We start from the raw sequence: 18,711 nt of genomic DNA on the forward strand, positions 1-18,711 counted from the left end.
TCTCCCGCCTGCGACCACGCTTATCCCGGTGCCGCGCCGACCGCCGGCATGGAGACGGACCCGGCGCCCGGCTTCGAGTTCGACTACGCCGCGGGGAAGATACACAGCGGCCCCGGCCGCGTCGCGAGGCTCGGCGACGAACTCGACGCGCGCGGCTACGAGCGCGCGCTCGTCGTCACGGGCCGGACGGTCGGGTCGACCCCGGCGGTGATGGGGCCGGTGCGCGACGCGCTCGGCGACCGCCTCGTCGGGGAGTTCGCGGGGACGACGCCCGGCAAGTACCTCGCGGAGGCGCTCTCCGCGGCCGAGCGCGTGCGGCGCGAGGACGCGGACGCGCTCGTCGCCGTCGGGAGCGGCAGCAGCCTCGACGTGGCGAAGGCGGCGGCGGCGCTGTGTTCACACGACGGCCCGCTCCGCGACACCGCCGAACGGATGGTCGCCCGCGGCGAGGTGGTCGTCGCCCCCGACGGCGGCGCGACGCCGACGCTCACCGTCCCGACGACGCTCGCGGGCGCGGACCTGTCGGCCATCGCCGGCTCGAAGCTCGCGCTCGACCCCGAGGCCGCGCCCGACGACGAACTCCCCAACGGCGACATCGCGGACCGCCGGCTGATGCCCGAGGCGCTCTTCTACGACACGGACCTGTTCCGCGAGACGCCCGCGGGCGTGCTCGCGGCGTCGGCGATGAACGGCTTCGACAAGGCCGTCGAGGCGCTGTACTCGCCGTACTCGACACCCATCACCGACGGCACCGCCTCGCGCGCCGTCGGACTGGTGACCGACCACGCGGGCGCGCTGGCCGGCGGCGACCCGTCGGACGAACAGCTCGCGGCGGCCGTCGACGGCGTTCTGCTCGCGCAGTACGGCATCTCGACGCCGGGCCGCTACCGGGTGTCGGTGATACACGCCTTCGCGCACGGCTTCTCGCACGACTACGAGGCCCACCAGGGGACGGCCCACGGGATACTCGCGCCCCACGTCCTCCGGTACGTCTTCGAGCACGTCGACGGCCGCCGCGAACTGCTCGCCGAGGCGTTCGGGGCCGACGCCGCCGCGCTGTCGCCGGACGAACAGGCGGAGGCGGTGGTCGCGGGCGTCGAGTCCGTCCGCGACGCGCTGGACCTGCCCGCGCGACTGCGGACGCTGGAGGGGTTCTCGCGGGGGGACATGGGGGCCGTCGCGGCCGAGATAGCCGACGACCGCCTGCTCGACGCCGCGCCCCGCGGGCTCGACCTCGACACGGCCGCCATCGAGTCCGTCCTCGAACGGGCGTGGTGACTACAGCGAGTCGAGGAACGCCCGGAGCTCGTCGTTGAAGCGGTCGGGCGCCTCGGCGAAGGGGGAGTGGCCGACGCCCTCGTACACCGAGCGCTCGGCGGTGGGGAGGAGGTCGGCGTGGTGCGCCTCCGTCTCGGGGAGGACGACGGCGTCCTCGCTCCCGTGGGTGAACAGGACGGGCACCTCCAGCCCGGCGAGGGTGTCCTCGCGGTCCACCGTCCGCGACCGGAGCGCGTCGCGCACGTGCGGCGGGACGGCGGCGGTGTACCCCATCTCCAGGTACAGCTCCTCGGGGGACGGCTCCCCGGCGCGACAGACGCGCACGAGCCCCTCGACGCCGGCCATCGACGCCTCGGCGTCCGTCGCGGTCAGGTCGCCCATCAGCCCGACGTACTCCTCGCCGAGGCGGGCGGTCGCCTCGGGCGACCCGATGCTCGACACCGCGCCGACGAAGTCGACGCCCGCGACGCGGTCCGTCCCCCGCTCCGCGAGGTAGTCGAGCGCGACGAGGCCGGCGTACGACCACGCGACGACGGCGGCGTCCTCGGCGCCGAAGGCGTCGAGGACGGCTTCGATATCGGCGGCCCACAGCGCCGGGTCGTCGTAGGCGTCGCGCGGCTTGTCCGAGGCGCCGTGGCCCCGGAGGTCGACGCACAGCAGTCGGTAGTCGTCGGCGAGCGACGAGCGGTACTGTCCGCGCCACGCCAGCCGGCACTGCGAGTAGCCGTGGAGCATGAGGACGGGCCGGGCGTCGGCGGGACCGTACGCGTCGACGCGGATGTCGACGCCGCCCCCGCCGGCGACGGTTCGCGAGTCCATACCCGACGGAGCCGCGGGGGCGCCTTCGCTGTTGCGGCGCGACCGGTGACGCGCGTGTCGCTACCGTACTTATCCGGCGCGGTACCCAACTCCGGACGTGCGACCGACCGTCCGCGGCATCCACCACGTCACCGGCATCGTCCGCGACGCGGGGGCGAACGTCGGCTTCTACGCCGACACGCTCGGCCTCCGCTTCCTGAAGCGGACCGTCGACCTGGAGGACCGCTTCTCGTATCACTTCCACTACGGCGACGCGACCGGGAGCGCGGGGAGCGTGCTCACCTCCTTCCCGTTCCCGGACGAGGCCGACGGCCGCGTGGGCCGCCCGCAGATAGCCGACGCCTCGCTCGCGGTGCCGGCGGGGTCGCTCGGCTACTGGCGCGACCGCCTGGCGGACGCGGGCGCCGAGGTCGGGGCGGTCGAGGAACGCTTCGCGGAACGCGCCCTCCCCGTGCGCGACCCGGACGGCACCCGGCTGGAACTCGTGACCGCCCGCGCCCACGCGGAGCCGTGGGACGGCGGCGACGTGCCCGCGGAACACGGGATTCGGGGCGTCGCGGGCGTCTCCCTGCTCTCGGCCAGCCCGTTCGTCACCGCCAGCCTGCTGGAGACGTTCGGGTTCGAGCGCGGCGGCCAGGAGGGCGACCGCGTGCGCTACGAGACGGGTCGCGGCGTCGTGGACCTCCTCGACCGGGAGGCCCCGTTCGGCCGCGAGGGCGCCGGGACGATACATCACGTCGCGTTCGGCGTGGAGAGCGACGAGGCGCTCCACGAGTGGCGCGACGTGCTCGCCGACCGCGAGGACGCGCGCGTCTCCTACGTGAAGGACCGGGAGTTCTACCGCTCGCTGTACGTCCGGGGCGCGGGCGGTATCCTGTTCGAACTCGCGACGGAACCGACGGACCTCACGGCGGGCGACCCAGCGCCCGGCGAGCACCTCTACCTCCCCGACCGCTTCGAGGAGGACCGCGACCTCATCGAGTCGCAGTTGCCCCCGCTATGAGCATCGACCCGCACGCCGACGAGCCGATACGGACCGCCGGCGCGCCCCCGCAGGCGGCGGAGGCGGCCGTCGTCCTCCTCCACGGCCGCGGCGACTCGCCCGAGGGAATCCTGCGGCTCGTGGACGACGTGTACCGTCGAGGGGTGCTCTACGTCGCCCCCGCCGCCGCGGGCCGCGTCTGGTACCCCGGCGGGTTCGCCGAACCCGTCACGGAGCGGCGCGAGGCGTTCGTCGAATCGGCGCTCGGGCAGGTGGAGCGGGCGCTCGCCCTCGCCGCCGAGACGGGTATCGCCCCCGACCGGACCGTCCTCGCCGGGTTCTCGCAGGGCGCGGCCGTCGCCGCCGAGTACGCGACCCGGCGGCCGGAACGGTTCGGCGGCCTCGGCCTGCTTGCGGGGGGCCTGCTCGGCCCGACGGACGCGCTCGACCCCCGCGACGGGTCGCTCGCCGGCACGCCCGCGTTCCTGGGTGTCGGGGACGAGGACCCGTACGTCGGCCCGGCCCACGTCGCGGCGACGGCCGACGTGCTCCGCGCGATGGGCGCCGAGGTACGGGCCGAGACGTACCCGGACCTCGGACACGCCGTCGGCGACGGGGAGATAGCGGGGCTGAACGACCTCGTCGGGGGCGTCGCGCCGGAGTGAGGGGGAGAATCAGTCGGCCGAGACGGCCGGACCGGACGGGGCCTCGACCGCGTCCGCGTCCGCGTCAGTTCCTTCGGGGGCGATGCCGGCCAGCCGCATCGCGTTGCCGGTGACGCCGACGGTCATCCCGGCGTCGCCCGCGAGCACGGCGGCCCAGATGGGGACGAGGCCGAAGGGGACGGCGACGGCCAGCGCGGCCTTCGCGGCGAGGCTGGCCCAGACGTTCTGCCGGATGGTGGTGTTCGCCCGGCGGGCGAGCGTGTGGAGGTAGGGGAGCCGCGAGAGGTCGTCGCTCATCAGGGCGATGTCGGCGGTTTCGAGCGCGGTGTCGGTGCCCGCGGCCCCCATCGCGATGCCCACGTCGGCGGCCGCGAGCGCGGGCGCGTCGTTGATGCCGTCGCCGACCATCGCCACGGTGCCGTACTCGTCGGAGAGCGCGTCGACGGCGGCGACCTTGTCCTCGGGCATGAGTTCCGCGCGGGCCTCGTCCACGCCCACCTCGGCGGCGACGGCGCGGGCCGTGCGCTCGTTGTCGCCCGTGAGCATCACGGTGTGGACGCCGGCCTCGCGGAGCGCGGCGACGGCGCGCTTGGCGGCCGGGCGAACCTCGTCCGCGACGGCGACGACCCCCTCCAGTTCATCGTCGGTGCCGACGAGGACGACCGTCTTCCCCTCGGACTGGAGCGCGGGCACCGTGTCCGAGAGCAGGTCGAGACAGTCGTTGCGCGCACAGAGGTCGCGGGAGGTGCGGGTGACGACGCCGCCGTCGGTGGCGGCGTGGACGTGCGAGAGGTCGAACCCGAGGTCCGCGAACAGCCCCGGCTTGCCGGCGTAGTGGGGCGTCCCGTCGAGGTCCGCGGTCACGCCCTTGCCGGTGAGCGACTCGAACGCCTCGACGTCGCGCTCGGCGACGCCCGCTTCCTCGGCGCGGGCGACGATGGCGTCCCCGATGGGGTGTTCCGAACGGAGTTCCAGCCCGCGGGCACACCGGAGCACGTCGGCCTCGGTGTTGTCCCCCAGCGGCACCACGTCGGTCACCGTGAGTTCGCCCTTCGTGAGCGTCCCCGTCTTGTCGAAGGCGACGGCGTCGACCGCGCCCATCGATTCGAGGTGGCGGCCGCCCTTCACGAGCACGCCGTGGCGCGCCGCGCTGGTGATGCCCGAGACGACCGTGACGGGCGTCGAGATGACGAACGCGCAGGGACACGCCAGCACGAGCAGGGTCAGCCCGTAGACGACGTAGGTGCTCCACGCGAGGCCGAAGGCGAGCGGCGGGACGACGGCGAGCAGCACCGCGGCGGTCACGACGACCGGGGTGTAGTAGCCGGCGAACCGCTCGACGAACTGCTCGCGGTCGGTGCGGTCGGCCTGTGCGGCCTCCACGAGTTCGACCACCTTCGAGACGGTGTCCTCGCCGGCCTCGCTCGTCACCTCGACTTCGAGGTAGCCGCCCTCGTTCACCGTGCCGGCGTACACCTCGTCGCCGGCGGTCTTGTCCACGGGCACGGACTCGCCCGTGACCGGGGCCTGATTGACGGCGCTCGTCCCCTCGACGACCGTGCCGTCACGGGGTATCTTCTCGCCGGGGCGGACGACGACGACCTCGCCGCGGGCCACCTCGTCGGCCGGGACGGTGACCTCCTCGCCGTCCCGGACGACGACGGCCTCGTCGGGCGCGAGTTCCATCAGTTCGCGCAGGGAGTTGCGTGCCCGGTCCATCGAGTAGCGTTCGAGCAGTTCCGAGACCGAGAACAGCACGGTGAGCATCGCGGCCTCGAAGTAGAGCGCCTGCGCGAAGACGACGCTCGCTATCAGCGCGCCGAGGATGGCGACGCTCATCAGCAGGTCGATGTCGAGGCTCCGCTGGCGCAGCGAGTAGTAGCCGTTCCTGAACACCGTCGTTCCCGCGACGGCGACCGCCGCGAGGTACGCGAGGTCGCCGACGAGGACGGCGCGACCGCCGAGCGCGACGGCCGGCCCCTCGAACCCCGTGACGGGGTTGGCGAGCAGGATACCGACCACGGTGAGCGCGCCCGCGAGGTAGGTGCGGAGCGCGCGGGCGCTGGTCCACGCGCCGGAGCGCTCGTCGTCGCCGTCGTCGCTCTCGACCACCTCGTAGCCCGCGGCCTCGACGGCCGCGACGAGCGCGTCGAGGTCCGTGCGCTCGGGGTCGTAGCCGACCGTCACCTCGCCGGTCGTCGGCCGGGCGTCGATGTCGCCGACGCCCCCGACGCGCCCGAGCGCGTTCGTCACCTTGTCGGCACAGGAGGCACAGTCCATGTCCGGAACCGAGAGGGTCGCGGAGCCGTCGCCGCGCTCGACGGCGTAGCCGGCCGCCTCGACCCGCTCGGTCACGTCGGCGGCCGTCAGGCCGTCGCCCTCGACGGCGAGCACGCCCGTCGTCGGGCGCGGGTCCACCTCGCGGACCCCGTCGAGGTCGCGGACGCTCCGCTCCACCTTCTGCGCGCAGGAGGCGCAGTCCATGTCGGGAACGGAGAGCCGCACGCGGTCGGGGTCGCGGTCGCCTCCGGGCGTGCCGTCGGAGGGCGTGGAGTCGCTCATTGGTCCGAGCTAGCCGCTCGGGAGGTATTAATCCGGCTGCTACGAAACGGGGCTCCGAGACTAAGGACTAGTAATTCTGTGCCTTTCGATTGTTAATCCGCGCCGCCTTCGACCGCGACGCTCCGCCCCTCCCCGGCGAGTATCGCGTCCACGACCCGCTGCACGCGGTTCGCCTCGCGGAAGGAGACGAGGTCGCCGCCCTCGCCCTCTATCTCGGCGACGAACGCCTCGACCAGCGCGGCCGTCGTGGACGAGCGCTCGTCGACGAGGACGCGCTCGTCGTCGGTCCCGCGGTCGGCGACCAGCCGGTACCAGTCCGTCAGGGCGAGCGAGCCCTCCGTGCCGGTGACCTCGATGACGTTCTCCTCGGGCACGTCGCAGTCGCACAGCAGGTCGAACGTGCCGGCGACGCCGCCGGCCTCGAACGTCGCGACGACGGACTCCTCGTACGTGTCGGGGCCGCTGTACTCGACCTCGGCGGCGACCCGCTCGACGGGGCCGAACAGCTCCTGCACGCCGAACAGGAAGTGGGTGCCGACCTCCCTGACGGGGCCGCCCTGCTCGCGGCCGCGGAGCCAGCCCACGTCCTGCCACTCGCGGGGCCACCGCGGGAACCGGAAGTCGAGTTCGACGCGCCGGGGGTCGCCGACGTCCCCGGCCCCGACGCGCTCGCGCAGCTCGACGAACCCCTCGGTGTAGCGGAACGGGAGGTTCACGGCGGTGACACAGTCGCTCGCCTCCGCGGCGGCGACGAGGGATTCCCCCTCGTCGGCGTCGGGCGCGAGCGGCTTCTCGCAGATGGTGTGGAGGCCCGCGTCGAGCGCGTCGGTCGCTACCTCGCGGTGGGCGACGGGCGGGACGCCGACGTAGGCGATATCGAGGTCGGCGTCCGCGAACATCGCGGCGTGGTCGGTGTAGGCGGCACAGTCGTAGTCGGCGGCGAAGCCGTCGGCCCGGTCGGGGTCGCGGTCGCAGGCGGCGGCCACGCGCGTCGCGTCGTGCGCGGCGAACGTCTCCGCCAGCCGGGTCCCGATGACGCCGCAGCCGACGAGTCCAACGTCGTACACACGGGGTCGTCGGCCCCGGCGGGCTTACGGCTACGGGTTCGCCGCGAGCGCGGCGTTGAAACCGCGCGCGGTCGTCGTTCGAGCATGACCGAGTGGGACGCGGCGGCCGTCGAACGGCTCCACGACGACCTCGTCGACCTCCACGGACCCGCGGAACGCGACGGGGAACACGGCAGCGACGCCGCGCCCGGCGACGGCGTGCGCCAGCTTTTGACGACCATCCTCTCGCAGAACGTCGCCGACGAGAACACCCGCCGGGCGGCGAACAGCCTGTTCGACCGCTACGCCGACTTCCGGGCCATCGAGGACGCGCCGCACGACGAACTCGCGGAGACGATACGGGTCGCGGGGCTGCCGGACACGAAGGCCGAGCGCATCCAGCGGGCGCTCGCCGCGGTGCGCGAGCAGACCGGCGGCGCGTACTCGCTCGCCTTCCTCGACGCGATGCCGACGGACGAGGCGAAGGCGTGGCTCACGGACATCAAGGGCGTCGGGCCGAAGACGGCGAGCGTCGTCCTGAACTTCCACTTCGGCAAGCCGGCGATGGCCGTCGACACCCACGTCGAGCGCGTCTCCAAGCGGTTCGGACTGGTGGCCGAGTCGGCCTCGAACGCGCGGGTCCACGACCTGCTCGACGACCTGGTGCCGGACGACCTGAAGTACCCGCTGCACGTGCTGCTCATCACCCACGGCCGGGAGTTCTGCACGGCGCGGTCGCCCGACTGCGACAACCCCGTCTGCGCGACCTACTGCGACTGCGACGGCTGCTAGCCGGCGTACACTTATCGGCGCGGGGGGCGAGTGGTCGCGCGTGCAGGAGAACACCGAGACCGAGCGCCGGGACGCGCTGTTCGCCCCCGAGCGGGTCGCCGTCGTGGGCGCGACGGACCGGGAGGGCTCGGTCGGCCGCGCCGTGTTGTCGAACCTCGACGGGTTCGACGGCGACGTGGCCGCCGTGAACCCCGGCCGCGACAGCGTGCTGGGCTACCCGTGTCACCCCGACCTCGCGAGCGTCCCCGGCCGCGTGGACCTCGCGGTGGTGGTCGTCCCGCCCGACGCCGTCCTCGACGTGGTCCGCGAGGCCGGCGAGCGCGGCGTGCCGGCCGTCGCCGTCATCACCGCCGGGTTCGGCGAGGCCGGAGCCGAAGGGGCCGCCCGCGAGCGCGACCTCGTCGCCGCCGCCGAGGCGTACGGCATCGACCTCGTCGGGCCGAACTCGCTGGGCGTGATGAGCACCCGGTCGGGGCTGAACGCCACCTTCGGCCCGGCGATGGCGACGCCGGGGTCGGTCGCGTTCATGAGCCAGTCGGGCGCGTTCATCACGGCCGTCCTCGACTGGGCGAACGACGAGGGGTTCGGCTTCTCGGACGTGGTGAGCCTCGGCAACAAGGCCGCGATGGACGAGACGGACTTCGTGCGCCGGTGGGACCGCGACCCCGACACGAACGTCGTGCTCGCGTACCTCGAATCCGTCGTGGACGGCCGCGCGTTCATCGAGGCCGTCCGCGAGTCGGACACCCCGGTCGTCGCCGTGAAGTCCGGCCGCACCGAGGCGGGCGCGCAGGCCGCCTCCAGCCACACGGGGGCCATCGCGGGGAGCGAGGCGGCCTACGAGGCCGGCTTCGAGCAGGCGGGCGTCCTCCGCGCGGGGAGCGTACAGGAACTGTTCGACGTGGCGCAGGCGCTCGACGGCCTCCCGCTCCCCGAGGATTCGACCGTCGGGGTCGTCACGAACGCGGGCGGGCCGGGCGTGATGACGACGGACGCCGTCGGCGACAGCGACCTCTCGATGGCTTCCTTCGCGGACGCGACGCGCGACCGCCTCGCCGAGCGCCTGCCGGCGAACGCGAACGTCCACAACCCCGTGGACGTCATCGGCGACGCGGACGTGGAGCGGTTCGCGACGGCGCTCGACGCCGTGCTCGACGACGACGGCGTGGGCGCGGCCGTCGTCGTCAGCGCCCCCACCGCGGTGCTCGACTACGGCGACCTCGCGGACGCGGTGGTCGAGGCCCGCCGCGAGCACGACAAGCCCGTCGTCGCGGCGTTCATGGGCGGCGAGCGTACCGCCGCGCCCGCCGACCGACTGGCCGAGGCCGGCATCCCGAACTACTTCGACCCGGCGCGGGCCGTGGACGGCCTCGACGCGCTAGCCCGCTACGCACGGCTCGACGCGAGGGAGTTCGACGCCCCCCGCGAGTTCGACGCCGACCGCGAGCGCGCGAGGGAGATACTCGAACAGGTGCGGGAGCGGGAGACGAACGCGCTCGGCGTGGAGGCGATGGACCTGCTCGACGCGTACGGCATCCCGACGCCGGCGGGCGGTATCGCCGACTCGCCGGGCGAGGCCGAGGCGCTCGCGGCCGAGTTGGGTGAGGACGTCGTGATGAAGCTCGTCAGCCCCGACATCCTCCACAAGTCCGATATCGGCGGGGTGCGGGTGGGCGTCGCGCCCGACGACGTGCGCGACACCTACGAGGACCTCGTCAGCCGGGCCTATCGGTATCAACCGGACGCGACGGTGCTGGGCGTGCAGGTGCAGGAGCGGATCGACACCGACGACGGCGTCGAGACCATCGCCGGGATGAACCGCGACCCGCAGTTCGGCCCGCTCGTCGTGTTCGGCCTCGGCGGTATCTTCGTGGAGGTGCTGGAGGACACCACGGCGCGGGTCGCCCCGCTCTCGAACGACGAGGCGACCGAGATGCTGTCGGAGATACGCGCCGCACCGCTGTTGCGCGGCGTTCGCGGCCGGCCGGCCGTCGACCGCGAGGCGCTCGCGGAGTGTCTCGAACGGCTCTCGGCGCTCGTCTCCGACTTCCCCGCGATACTCGAACTGGACATCAACCCGCTCGTGGCCCGACCCGCAGACGCGGGCGGGCCGCTGGCGCTCGACCTGCGGCTCACCATCGACCCCGAGAAGCTATGACATCCACCACACTCGTCGCCTCGACCGAAGCCAGCACCGGGAAGACGGCCGTCGCGCTCGCGCTCGCGACCGCGGCCCGCGACGCCGGCCGGTCGGTCGGCTACATGAAACCGAAGGGGACGCGCCTCTCGTCGGCGGTCGGCAAGACCCTCGACCGCGACCCGCTGCTCGCGCGCGACCTGCTCGACCTCGACGACAACACCGGCGACATGGAGCCGGTCGTGTACTCGCCCACCTTCGTCGCGGAGGCGATGCGCGGCGGCACCGACCCCGACGCGCTCCGCGACCGGGTGCGCGAGGCGTTCGACACCCTGTCCGAGGGCCGCGACGCGATGGTCGTCGAGGGGGCCGACGCGCCCGACACCGGCCGCGCCGTCGAGCTGGACGAGCGGGCCGTCGCCGACCTGCTCGACGCGGAGGTCGTGCTGCTCGCCCGCTACACGGAACCGCGCGACGTGGACACCGTCCTCGCGGCCGCCGACGCGCTCGGCGACCGGCTGTCGGGCGTGCTGTTCAACGCCGTCGCCGACGCCGAGTACGACACGGTCGCCGAGGAGGTGACCCCGTTCCTCGAACGCCGCGGCGTTCCGGTCCTCGGCGTCGTCCCCCGGGAGCCGTCGCTGGCCGGTGTCACCGTCGCCGAACTCGCGGAGGAACTCGGCGGGCGAACCGTGACGGACGGCGCGACGGACGCCCGCGTCGAGCGGTTCCTCGTCGGCGCGATGGGCGGCGAGTCCGCGCTGGCGCACTTCCGCCGGACGAAGGACGCCGTCGTCGTGACGGGCGGCGACCGCGCGGACATCCAGACGGCCGCGCTCGACGCGCCTGGCGTCCGGGCGCTCGTCCTCACGGGCGGCTACGAGCCGTCGGGGTCGGTCGCCGGCCGCGCCGAGCGCGAGGGCGTCCCCGTCGTCGTCGTGGACGGCGACACCCGCGGCACCGTCGAGCGGACGGAGGCGCTGTTGGAGGGCGGGCGGACCCGCGACGCCGAGGCGGTGGCCCGGATGCGCGACCTGCTCGCGGCGCACGCGCCGACGCTGTTGCCCGAGTGAGTCAGGCCGTCCGGCGGAGCCACCGCTCGAAGGCGACGCCCGCCGCGACGCCCGCGACGGCGGCGGCGACGAACTCCCACATCAGCGCCGTCTCGACGGCCGCCTCGGGGACGCCGGGCGCGAGCAACAGCCCCGTGTCGAGCCACAGGTCGAGCGCCCACCGGACGAGCGCCCAGACGGCGGCCGCGGAGAGCGTCGTCGCGACGACGAACGCGACGGCGAGGCCGGGGGTCATCTCGACCGGCGTGAACGCGTGGAGTTCGACGGCGACGACGAGCGCGACGGCCGCCACGGCGAGGTAGGCGACCGGGGCGGACGCGAGCCACGGCCGGGCGAGCGCCGTCGCCGCCGCGGGGAGCGCCGCGAGCGCGAGCAGTCGCCACGGGAGCATCGCCCGGCGGTCGCGGACGGCGACCGCGGGCACCAGCGCGAGCGCGAGGACGCCGCCAGCCGCGACCGCGGGAAGGAGAGCCCCCGTCGAAAGCGACGCCGCGCCGGCCGCGACGAGGCCGGCGAGGACCAGCCACGACCGGCGGGCGTTCGCCGGGTCGCGCCGGACCAGCGCGTCGAGGCCGGGGCCGCGGTCGCCGTCCCCGCCGCGCTCGTCCAGCCGGGCACGGACCGCGTCCACGAGGCCGCCGACGGAGCCGGGGCCGAGCGCCGCGGCGACGGTCGCCCCGACGGCGTCGAACAGCAGGTCCGCGAGGGTGTCGTCCAGCCCGTACTGGACGAGCACCGGCTCCGCGCCGACGAGGGCGGCCGCCCCGCGGGCCGCGAACTCCAGCAGTTCCCAGACGACGCCGAGCGCGAGCGTGGCGAGGAGGACGAGGACGACGGTGAACTCCGGCGGGAGGACGACGCGGTCGTCGTGGTCGGCGAGCGCGCGGACCGCGACGTAGCCGACCCCGGCGACGAGCGTCGCCGACAGCGTGTGCGTCAGGTGGTCGTACCACCACACGTCGCCGTAGAGGCCGAGCATCCCGAGCGTGTGGAGGAAGAGCGCGAAGGCGACGAACAGGGTGAGCCACGCGGGCGGGTTCGTCCGGAGGTCGCGCGCGACGGCCGCGGGGAGGAAGGTCGCGGCCAGCGAGAGGGCGGCGTTCACCACCACGGCGAGGTTGGCGGTCGCGACGCCGACGGCGAGCATCGCCGCGATGGCCGCCTGCAACAGCCGCGTTGCTCCGCGCTGGACCCGAGGGGCGGCGAGCCGCGTCATGGGTCGGTGGGGGGTCGCGACTGACATAAACCGTGTCGCCGGGCGGCCGACAGCGCGATAGGGGTCGGGAACGTACGGCCGCCGATGATGGCAACGACCCACGCGCTGGCGGGGATGGCGCTCGCGGCCCCCGTCGCGCTCGTGGCCCCCGAACTCGCCCCCGTCGCCGTGGCGGCGGGCGCGGCCGGCGGCGTGGTGCCCGACCTCGACCTCTACGGGGACCACCGGCGCACCCTCCACTTCCCCGTGTACTACCCGCTCGCCGCGGCGCTCGCGGCCGCGCTCGCGAGCGTCGCGCCCGGCACCGCGACGGTCGCCGCCGCGGTCGCCCTCGCGGCCGCGGGACTCCACTCGGGGATGGACGCGCTCGGGGGCGGCCTCGAACTCCGGCCGTGGGAGGGGACCTCCGAGCGGGCGGTCTTCGACCACTACCGCGGGCGCTGGCTCGCGCCGCGGCGCTGGGTCCCCTACGACGGCGCGCCCGAGGACCTCGCGCTGGCGGCCGTCCTCGGCGTCCCGACGCTCGCGGTCGCGCCGGCGTTCGAGCCGGTCGTTCTCGGCCTGCTCGCGGTATCGACGGCGTGGGTGCTCGTCCGCAAGCCGGTGGCGCGGCTCACGGAACGGCTGGTGCGGCTGCTCCCGTCGGGGCTCGCGGCGCGGCTCCCCGCGCGCTTCACCGGGGGCCGGTAGTCAGGGCCGGCCCCACTCGTAGAACCACCACGCGGCGCCGTACAGCATCAGCCCCGCGCCGAGCGCGGAGGTGGCCGGCTCCGGGAACACGAACAGCAGGAAGCCGGCGACCATGAGCGTCGAGGGGGCTATCTCGTCGGTCCACTCCGCCGGGATGGAGACCATGGCGAGGGGTCGGCTCCGGCGGGCAAAAGCGTGGGGGCGACCGAACCGTTATCCGCGCGCCGCGCGCCCCGAGGGTATGGACACGGAGGAGTCGCCGTGACGACGTTCGTCCTCGTTCACGGCGCGTACCACGGCGCGTGGTGCTGGCACGAGGTCGTCCCGCGGCTCGCGGACCGCGGCCACGAGGCGGTCCCGGTCGAGCTACCCGCCCACGGCATCGACACGACGCCGCCCGACGCGGCGACGATGGCCGACTACGTCGCGGCCGTGACCGCGGCGATAGACGAGGCCGACGGCGAGGTCGCGCTCGTCGGCCACAGCATGGCCGGGATGGTCGTCAGCGCCGCGGCGGAGGCGCGCCCCGACGCCGTCGGGACGCTCGTCTACCTCACCGCCTACCTGCCCGCGGACGGCGACGCGATGTTCGACCACCGGGTGCCGGGGTCGCCCATCTCGCGCGCCTTCGTCCGCGACGAGGACGCCGGCGTGGGGCGCGTCGAGCGCGACGCGCTCGCGGACCTGTTCTACGCCGACTGCTCGCCGGCCCAGGTCGCGCTCGCCCGGTCGCTCGTCCGGGGCGAACCTCTCGGCCCGCTCGCGGAGCCGGTCGCGCTCACCGACGCGGGCCACGGGAGCGTCCGCCGCGTCTTCGTCCGGTGTACCGAGGACCGCGTCATCACGCCGGAGAAGCAGGCCGCGATGGTCGACGCGCGGGGCGTCGACGCGGAGTACGAGCTCCCCGCGAGCCACTCGCCGTTCCTCTCGATGCCCGAGCGGCTGGTCGAGACGCTCGCGGACGCCGCGGCGTGACCCCCGACCCGGACTTCGCGCTGTTCGTCGGCGGCTTCGTCGCCGCGCTGTTCGTCCTCGCGGCCGGCTTCCTCTACCTGCTCGGCGGGGGCGCGGGCGCGACCCTCGGGCTGGCGGGCGCGCTCGCGGCGCTCGGCGGCGTCTTCCTCGTTCTCGGCCTCGTCGGCGCCGGACTGCTCCGGCTGGCGGGGTGACGCGCCGACCGACGGGTTCATCCGCGTGCGGGCGCTCGACTCGCGTACAGTGACCTAATACGCAGGTTTCAACTCCTGCGGGCCGGGTTCCTTCGACAGTTTCCCGGCCTATCACTGTGTTCTACACCGCGAGCCGTGCGCTCGCGCGTCTACTCCCCGTCGAGCGCCGCGGCGAGCGTTTCGAGGTCCGCCTTGCGGAACGGCCGGGCCGCCGCCTCGGGGTCGTCCTCCAGCCCCGCGACGCGGCGACGGATACCCGCGCGCATCTCCGCCTTGGGCGGGAGGGGCGCGCCGCCCGCGTCCCCGCCGACGGCGTCGAGGACGGCCGCGAGCGCCTCCTTCGTGAACGCGGTGGACTCGACGCGCTCGTAGCGCCCGACGGCGACGCGTATCTCGTTGCGGAGGTCGTCGACAGTGGGTGACACACCCGCGATGGCGGCCGCGGGGGCGTGTAGCTTCCGGTCGCGGCGGGCGAGCGTGCCCGCCGTGCGGTCGCGTCCACAGCCCCGGACGGTCCGCGAGCGCGGCCACGTCGGTTTAGTGGCTGTCGTCCGGTAGCAACGGACGAATGCGGAACCGAACCGCCGGCCTCCTGATCGCGGGGCTCGCAGCGGTGTGTCTGGCGCTCGTTTGCTCCGTCGCGTACCCGTTCTCGTTCGCCGAGCCACACGGCGCGAACCCGTCCGGCGAACGGTTCGGCGTCGGCGACGCGGACGCGTACAGCGCGACCGGCCGCATCGTCGTCGAGGGGGAGACGCGGCTCGCGTTCGAGGGCGCCGTGGCCGCCGACGGGGCGTGGTACCAGCGGGTGGTCCAGAACGGCGTCGCGTCGGAGAGGTACCGGTCCCCGAACGGGTCGGTGTACCGGCGGTTCACCGTCCGAGGAGTCGAGGCCGCCGAGGAGCGCCGGGCGGAACTCGCCGAGTCCGAGCGCGTGACCCTCCTCCGCGAGTCCCGCGACGGGGACTGCGTGACGTTCGTCACCGAGCGCACGACGGGCCCAGAGGGGGAGCCGGTCACGGGGACCGCGTCGGTCTTCGTCAACAACCTCTGGGTCGCGGGGTACGAGGCCACGAGCACCGACGCGTCGGACGTGACGACGTACCGACCCCGCGCCGACTGGTACGGAGAGCGGGCCCCGTACCGGCTGACGGACGTCTCGGGAACCGTGCGCGCCGACCCGGAGACGGACGCGGTCGTCGCGGCGAACGTCTCGTGGCGGCTGACGCGGGCCGACTCGTACGCGCAGTACCTCCTGGCCGGGGTGCTTGGGACGGGGACGACGGCGTCGCGGACGACCTTCGCGTACGACGCGACGACGCCCGAACTGGAGCGGCCGGCCTGGGCGACCGAGGAGGGAGCGAACGCGACGAGCGTGCCGGGCGGCTGTTGATTCGTGAGCGGCGGTGCTGCGGTCTGGGAGCAGTGGGCGTGTTTCGTGAGAGAGCGGCGAGAGCGAGCGACCGACTCCGCCGAAATCGGGTCGAATCGGTGCCCTACATGCCGGAACTGATTGGTCGCAAAACGGGCGGTAGAAGGACGAGCCCGACGGGAGCGAGCGGAGCCGGAGGCTCCGCGAGCTACGGCGGGCGAGTGACGAGCGAAGCGAGGAAGCGAGCCCGACGGGAGCGAGCGGAGCCGGAGGCTCCGCGAGCTACGGCGGGCGAGTGACGAGCGAAGCGAGGAAGCGAGCCCGACGGGAGCGAGCGGAGCCGGAGGCTCCGCGAGCTACGGCGGGCGAGTGACGAGCGAAGCGAGGAAGCGAGCCCGACGGGAGCGAGCGGAGCCGGAGGCTCCGCGAGCTACGGCGGGCGAGTGACGAGCGAAGCGAGGAAGCGAGCCCGACGGGAGCGAGCGGAGCCGGAGGCTCCGCGAGCTACGGCGGGCGAGTGACGAGCGAAGCGAGGAAGCGAGCCCGACGGGATTTGAACCCGCGGCATCCTGGTCCGGAACCAGGTACTCTGTCCACTGAGCTACGGGCCCTCATCCGAACCAGCCGGGCGACCCGTTTAACCGTTGTGACACGCGTCAGGCGACGACGCCGAGGGCGCGGACGACGACGAAGAGGGTGGCGACGGCCCCGACGGTGGTGGCGACGACGGTGGCCGACGCGAGGTCGCGGTCCCCGCCGAGTTCGCTGGCGTAGATGTACGTGGAGACGGCCGTCGGCATGGCGAGCATGAGGACGCCGGCGCGGACGGTGGTCGGGGCGGCCCCGAGCGCGAGGAAGACGGCGAGCGCGACGACGGGCATCGCGAGCAGTTTCACGGCCGCGACGGCGCCGACCGCGGGCGGGTCGACGAGGCCGCCCTCCGTCGAGAGCGACGCGCCGACGGCGAGGAGGGCGACGGGGAGCGCGAGGGTACCGACCGCCGAGAGCGCGTCCGCGGCGAGCGTCGGCACCTGGACGCCGACCGCCGACCCGGCGAGGCCGAGGAGGAGCGCGATGAGGACCGGGTTGCGCGCGACGCCGCGCAGTTCCGCGGCCACGTCGGCCTCGGCGCTCGTGATGCGCGTGAGCAGGAGGACGGTGAGCGTCACCTGGACGAGCGAGCCGATGCCGAGGACGACGCTGGCCTTCCCGGCGGTGACGCCGCCGAAGGTGGCGGCGACGAACGGGACGCCGAGAAAGCCCATGTTGCAGTGGTACGACTGGACGACGGCGACGCCGCGCCGGGCGGGGTCCGCGCGCCGGCGGTGGACCAGCCAGCCGAGCGCGGCGGCGGCGAACAGGACGACGACGACGCCGACGAGCAGCCGCCAGACGAGCACCTCCTCGAGCGCGCGGCCGACGGTGGACTCGAAGACGAGGGCGGGGAGCGCGACGTAGAAGGCGGCGGCGGTGAGCGCGTCGCGGCGGTCGGGGGTGAGGACGCCGACCGCGCGCGCCCCCGCGCCGAGCGCGAGGAGCGCGAGCATGTAGCCCAACTGCGTCGCGACGCTCATTACCGGAACCGGGCCGGCGGGCGGGGATGGGCGTTCCGGTCCGCGCCGGGCTTGCCTACTCCTCGGCGCCGACCTTCGTCGTCACGCGGAAGCCGTCCGGCGGGGCGAGGATGCCCGCGACGGTCCCCATCGAGTGGACGACGGTGACGAGCGGCGCGAGCGGCGTCGCCAGCGCGAGTTTCGCCGCGTCGCGGCCGTACGCCAGCGCCCCGCGGAGGTACCACAGGAACGTGAACGCCGCGAGCACCGCCGACAGCAGGACGAACAGGCCGCCGTAGACGACCACGCCGAGCAGCGACAGCGGCACGGCGACCAGCGTCACGACGGGCGAGAGCGCCCACGCGTAGTTCCGGAGCCGCGTCAGTATCCGGTAGCGCGCCGGCAGCATCGAGGCGGCTTCGAGGTTGCCCGCGGCCCACCGGCGGCGCTGCTGGGCGATCTCGTACAGCGACGGCGGGGCCTCGTTGCGCGCGACGGCGTCGGCGAGCGCGAACTCGGGGTCGTACTCGTCGAACGCGGCCCACACGAACGCGGTGTCCTCCACGAGCGTCTCGCGGTCCCACGTCACCGCGTCCTCCAGTTCCGTGCGGACGGCGATGCCGCCGCCCCACGCGAACAGCGGCACGGAGAGGCGCGCGAACGCGCGCTGTTCGAGCTGGACGCCCATCCGGTACACGTCGGCGAGGTACGACAGCGCCGAGCCGGTGCGGCGCGGGCGCTCCTGGAACTGCACCACGTCCGCGTCGGGCATCCCGTCGAAGTCCTCCAGCAGGCTGTCCTCGTCGAGGTAGAGCACGAACTCGCGGTCACAGGCGAGTTCGCGCCGCGCCCACTCGATGGCGCGCCCCTTCCGGACCGCGTCGCAGTCGAAGCCGTCCGGGACGACGTGGACCGCCGCGCCGGGCACGTCCATCGCCCCCTCGGCGACGACGTGGACGTCGTCGAGCGCGTCCGGGAGCGCCGCGACGGTGTCGCGGACCACGGACTCGGCGTCGACGGTGAGGATACGCACCTGGACCTCCTCGGGACCGTACGCCGGCTCCGGCGGCTCGTAGCCCGCGCCCACGACGTAGGTGAGGACGAGCCACAGCCCCGCGACGGCGGCGAACAGCGCGAGCGTTCCCCACAGGACCCACTCCAAGAGGGGCGGATACGTCGTCGTGCTGGCCGCGCCGGACGGCGCGTTGCCCGGCCCCGCGCCCGTCGCGAGCGCGAGGACGGCACCGACGAGCAGCAGCGCGCCGACGCCGACGAGGCCGATGCGTTCGAGGTTCATCGTACTCGGTCGGAGGAGCCGCGCCCCCTTCAACGGGGAACGCCGTTCGGCCCGTTGGGG

The 18,711-nt window shown here is 74.3% G+C and carries 18 protein-coding genes and 1 tRNA gene; 10 read left to right on the forward strand and 9 right to left on the reverse strand.

Annotated elements, in window-relative coordinates; translation table 11 throughout:
* Window positions 1-48: 48 nt before the first annotated feature.
* Entirely contained in the window at window positions 49-1,278 is a 1,230-nt protein-coding gene (locus P2T37_RS05310) for an iron-containing alcohol dehydrogenase family protein (protein ID WP_276235749.1), read from the forward strand.
* Here P2T37_RS05310 and P2T37_RS05315 read toward each other — a convergent pair whose 3' ends face one another.
* Complete coding sequence (locus tag P2T37_RS05315) at window positions 1,279-2,097, reverse strand: alpha/beta fold hydrolase (RefSeq protein ID WP_276235750.1); 819 nt, start codon at window positions 2,095-2,097, stop codon at window positions 1,279-1,281.
* A 97-nt stretch (window positions 2,098-2,194) separates the two neighbouring features.
* Between P2T37_RS05315 and P2T37_RS05320 the strand changes: the two genes are divergently transcribed.
* Together P2T37_RS05320 and P2T37_RS05325 are read left to right on the forward strand one after the other, a co-directional pair.
* Window positions 2,195-3,100, forward strand: a complete 906-nt coding sequence (locus P2T37_RS05320) for a VOC family protein (RefSeq protein ID WP_276235752.1) — start codon at window positions 2,195-2,197, stop codon at window positions 3,098-3,100.
* On the forward strand, window positions 3,097-3,744 hold the full coding sequence (locus P2T37_RS05325; protein ID WP_276235753.1) for an alpha/beta hydrolase: 648 nt from the start codon (window positions 3,097-3,099) through the stop codon (window positions 3,742-3,744). The genes P2T37_RS05320 and P2T37_RS05325 overlap by 4 nt, the downstream gene beginning before the upstream one ends.
* A 9-nt stretch (window positions 3,745-3,753) precedes the next feature.
* Here P2T37_RS05325 and P2T37_RS05330 read toward each other — a convergent pair whose 3' ends face one another.
* The gene (locus tag P2T37_RS05330) at window positions 3,754-6,306 is read right to left on the reverse strand and encodes a heavy metal translocating P-type ATPase (protein ID WP_276235754.1); all 2,553 of its coding nucleotides are present in this window, start codon (window positions 6,304-6,306) and stop codon (window positions 3,754-3,756) included.
* A 92-nt stretch (window positions 6,307-6,398) separates the two neighbouring features.
* On the reverse strand, window positions 6,399-7,373 hold the full coding sequence (locus tag P2T37_RS05335) for a Gfo/Idh/MocA family protein (protein ID WP_276235755.1): 975 nt from the start codon (window positions 7,371-7,373) through the stop codon (window positions 6,399-6,401).
* Between the two features lie 84 nt (window positions 7,374-7,457).
* Here P2T37_RS05335 and P2T37_RS05340 point away from each other — a divergent pair, with 84 nt between their 5' ends.
* From P2T37_RS05340 to P2T37_RS05350, 3 genes are read left to right on the forward strand one after another with little or no spacing between them, the layout of a single operon-like run.
* Window positions 7,458-8,144 (forward strand): endonuclease III domain-containing protein, encoded by a 687-nt coding sequence (locus tag P2T37_RS05340; RefSeq protein ID WP_276235756.1) that lies wholly within the window; start codon window positions 7,458-7,460, stop codon window positions 8,142-8,144.
* A 40-nt stretch (window positions 8,145-8,184) separates the two neighbouring features.
* Window positions 8,185-10,302, forward strand: a complete 2,118-nt coding sequence (locus P2T37_RS05345; RefSeq protein WP_276235757.1) for an acetate--CoA ligase family protein — start codon at window positions 8,185-8,187, stop codon at window positions 10,300-10,302.
* On the forward strand, window positions 10,299-11,354 hold the full coding sequence (locus P2T37_RS05350) for a phosphotransacetylase family protein (protein WP_276235758.1): 1,056 nt from the start codon (window positions 10,299-10,301) through the stop codon (window positions 11,352-11,354). The genes P2T37_RS05345 and P2T37_RS05350 overlap by 4 nt, the downstream gene beginning before the upstream one ends.
* Before the next feature lies 1 nt (window position 11,355).
* Here the strand turns inward: P2T37_RS05350 and P2T37_RS05355 are convergent, their stop codons facing one another.
* Window positions 11,356-12,570 (reverse strand): DUF2238 domain-containing protein, encoded by a 1,215-nt coding sequence (locus P2T37_RS05355; protein ID WP_276235759.1) that lies wholly within the window; start codon window positions 12,568-12,570, stop codon window positions 11,356-11,358.
* 84 nt (window positions 12,571-12,654) lie between these two features.
* On the opposite strand from P2T37_RS05355, the gene P2T37_RS05360 reads away from it, so the two are divergent.
* A complete protein-coding gene (locus P2T37_RS05360) occupies window positions 12,655-13,260 on the forward strand; it encodes a metal-dependent hydrolase (protein ID WP_276235760.1) in 606 nt (201 codons plus the stop codon).
* Here the strand turns inward: P2T37_RS05360 and P2T37_RS05365 are convergent, their stop codons facing one another.
* On the reverse strand, window positions 13,261-13,425 hold the full coding sequence (locus tag P2T37_RS05365; RefSeq protein ID WP_276235761.1) for a hypothetical protein: 165 nt from the start codon (window positions 13,423-13,425) through the stop codon (window positions 13,261-13,263).
* Window positions 13,426-13,521: 96 nt separating this feature from the next.
* Between P2T37_RS05365 and P2T37_RS05370 the strand changes: the two genes are divergently transcribed.
* Together P2T37_RS05370 and P2T37_RS05375 are read left to right on the forward strand one after the other, a co-directional pair.
* A complete protein-coding gene (locus P2T37_RS05370) occupies window positions 13,522-14,235 on the forward strand; it encodes an alpha/beta fold hydrolase (protein WP_276235762.1) in 714 nt (237 codons plus the stop codon).
* The gene (locus P2T37_RS05375) at window positions 14,232-14,429 is read left to right on the forward strand and encodes a hypothetical protein (RefSeq protein WP_276235763.1); all 198 of its coding nucleotides are present in this window, start codon (window positions 14,232-14,234) and stop codon (window positions 14,427-14,429) included. Before P2T37_RS05370 ends, P2T37_RS05375 begins: the two co-directional genes overlap by 4 nt.
* A gap of 149 nt (window positions 14,430-14,578) precedes the next feature.
* Here the strand turns inward: P2T37_RS05375 and P2T37_RS05380 are convergent, their stop codons facing one another.
* The gene (locus P2T37_RS05380; protein ID WP_276235764.1) at window positions 14,579-14,854 is read right to left on the reverse strand and encodes a hypothetical protein; all 276 of its coding nucleotides are present in this window, start codon (window positions 14,852-14,854) and stop codon (window positions 14,579-14,581) included.
* A gap of 143 nt (window positions 14,855-14,997) precedes the next feature.
* On the opposite strand from P2T37_RS05380, the gene P2T37_RS05385 reads away from it, so the two are divergent.
* Complete coding sequence (locus tag P2T37_RS05385) at window positions 14,998-15,822, forward strand: hypothetical protein (protein WP_276235765.1); 825 nt, start codon at window positions 14,998-15,000, stop codon at window positions 15,820-15,822.
* Window positions 15,823-16,339: 517 nt separating this feature from the next.
* Here P2T37_RS05385 and P2T37_RS05390 read toward each other — a convergent pair.
* The 3 genes from P2T37_RS05390 to P2T37_RS05400 all read right to left on the reverse strand — a co-directional run bounded on the left by P2T37_RS05390 (window position 16,340) and on the right by P2T37_RS05400 (window position 18,651).
* Window positions 16,340-16,412: transfer RNA gene (locus tag P2T37_RS05390), tRNA-Arg, on the reverse strand.
* A 45-nt stretch (window positions 16,413-16,457) separates the two neighbouring features.
* Window positions 16,458-17,375: an AEC family transporter gene (locus P2T37_RS05395; protein ID WP_276235767.1), complete on the reverse strand. Its 918-nt coding sequence runs from the start codon at window positions 17,373-17,375 to the stop codon at window positions 16,458-16,460.
* Window positions 17,376-17,430: 55 nt separating this feature from the next.
* Window positions 17,431-18,651 (reverse strand): glycosyltransferase family 2 protein, encoded by a 1,221-nt coding sequence (locus P2T37_RS05400; protein ID WP_276235768.1) that lies wholly within the window; start codon window positions 18,649-18,651, stop codon window positions 17,431-17,433.
* Window positions 18,652-18,711 lie beyond the last annotated feature (60 nt).

The sequence above is a fragment of the Halosegnis marinus genome (assembly GCF_029338355.1).
Classification (GTDB): domain Archaea; phylum Halobacteriota; class Halobacteria; order Halobacteriales; family Haloarculaceae; genus Halosegnis; species Halosegnis marinus.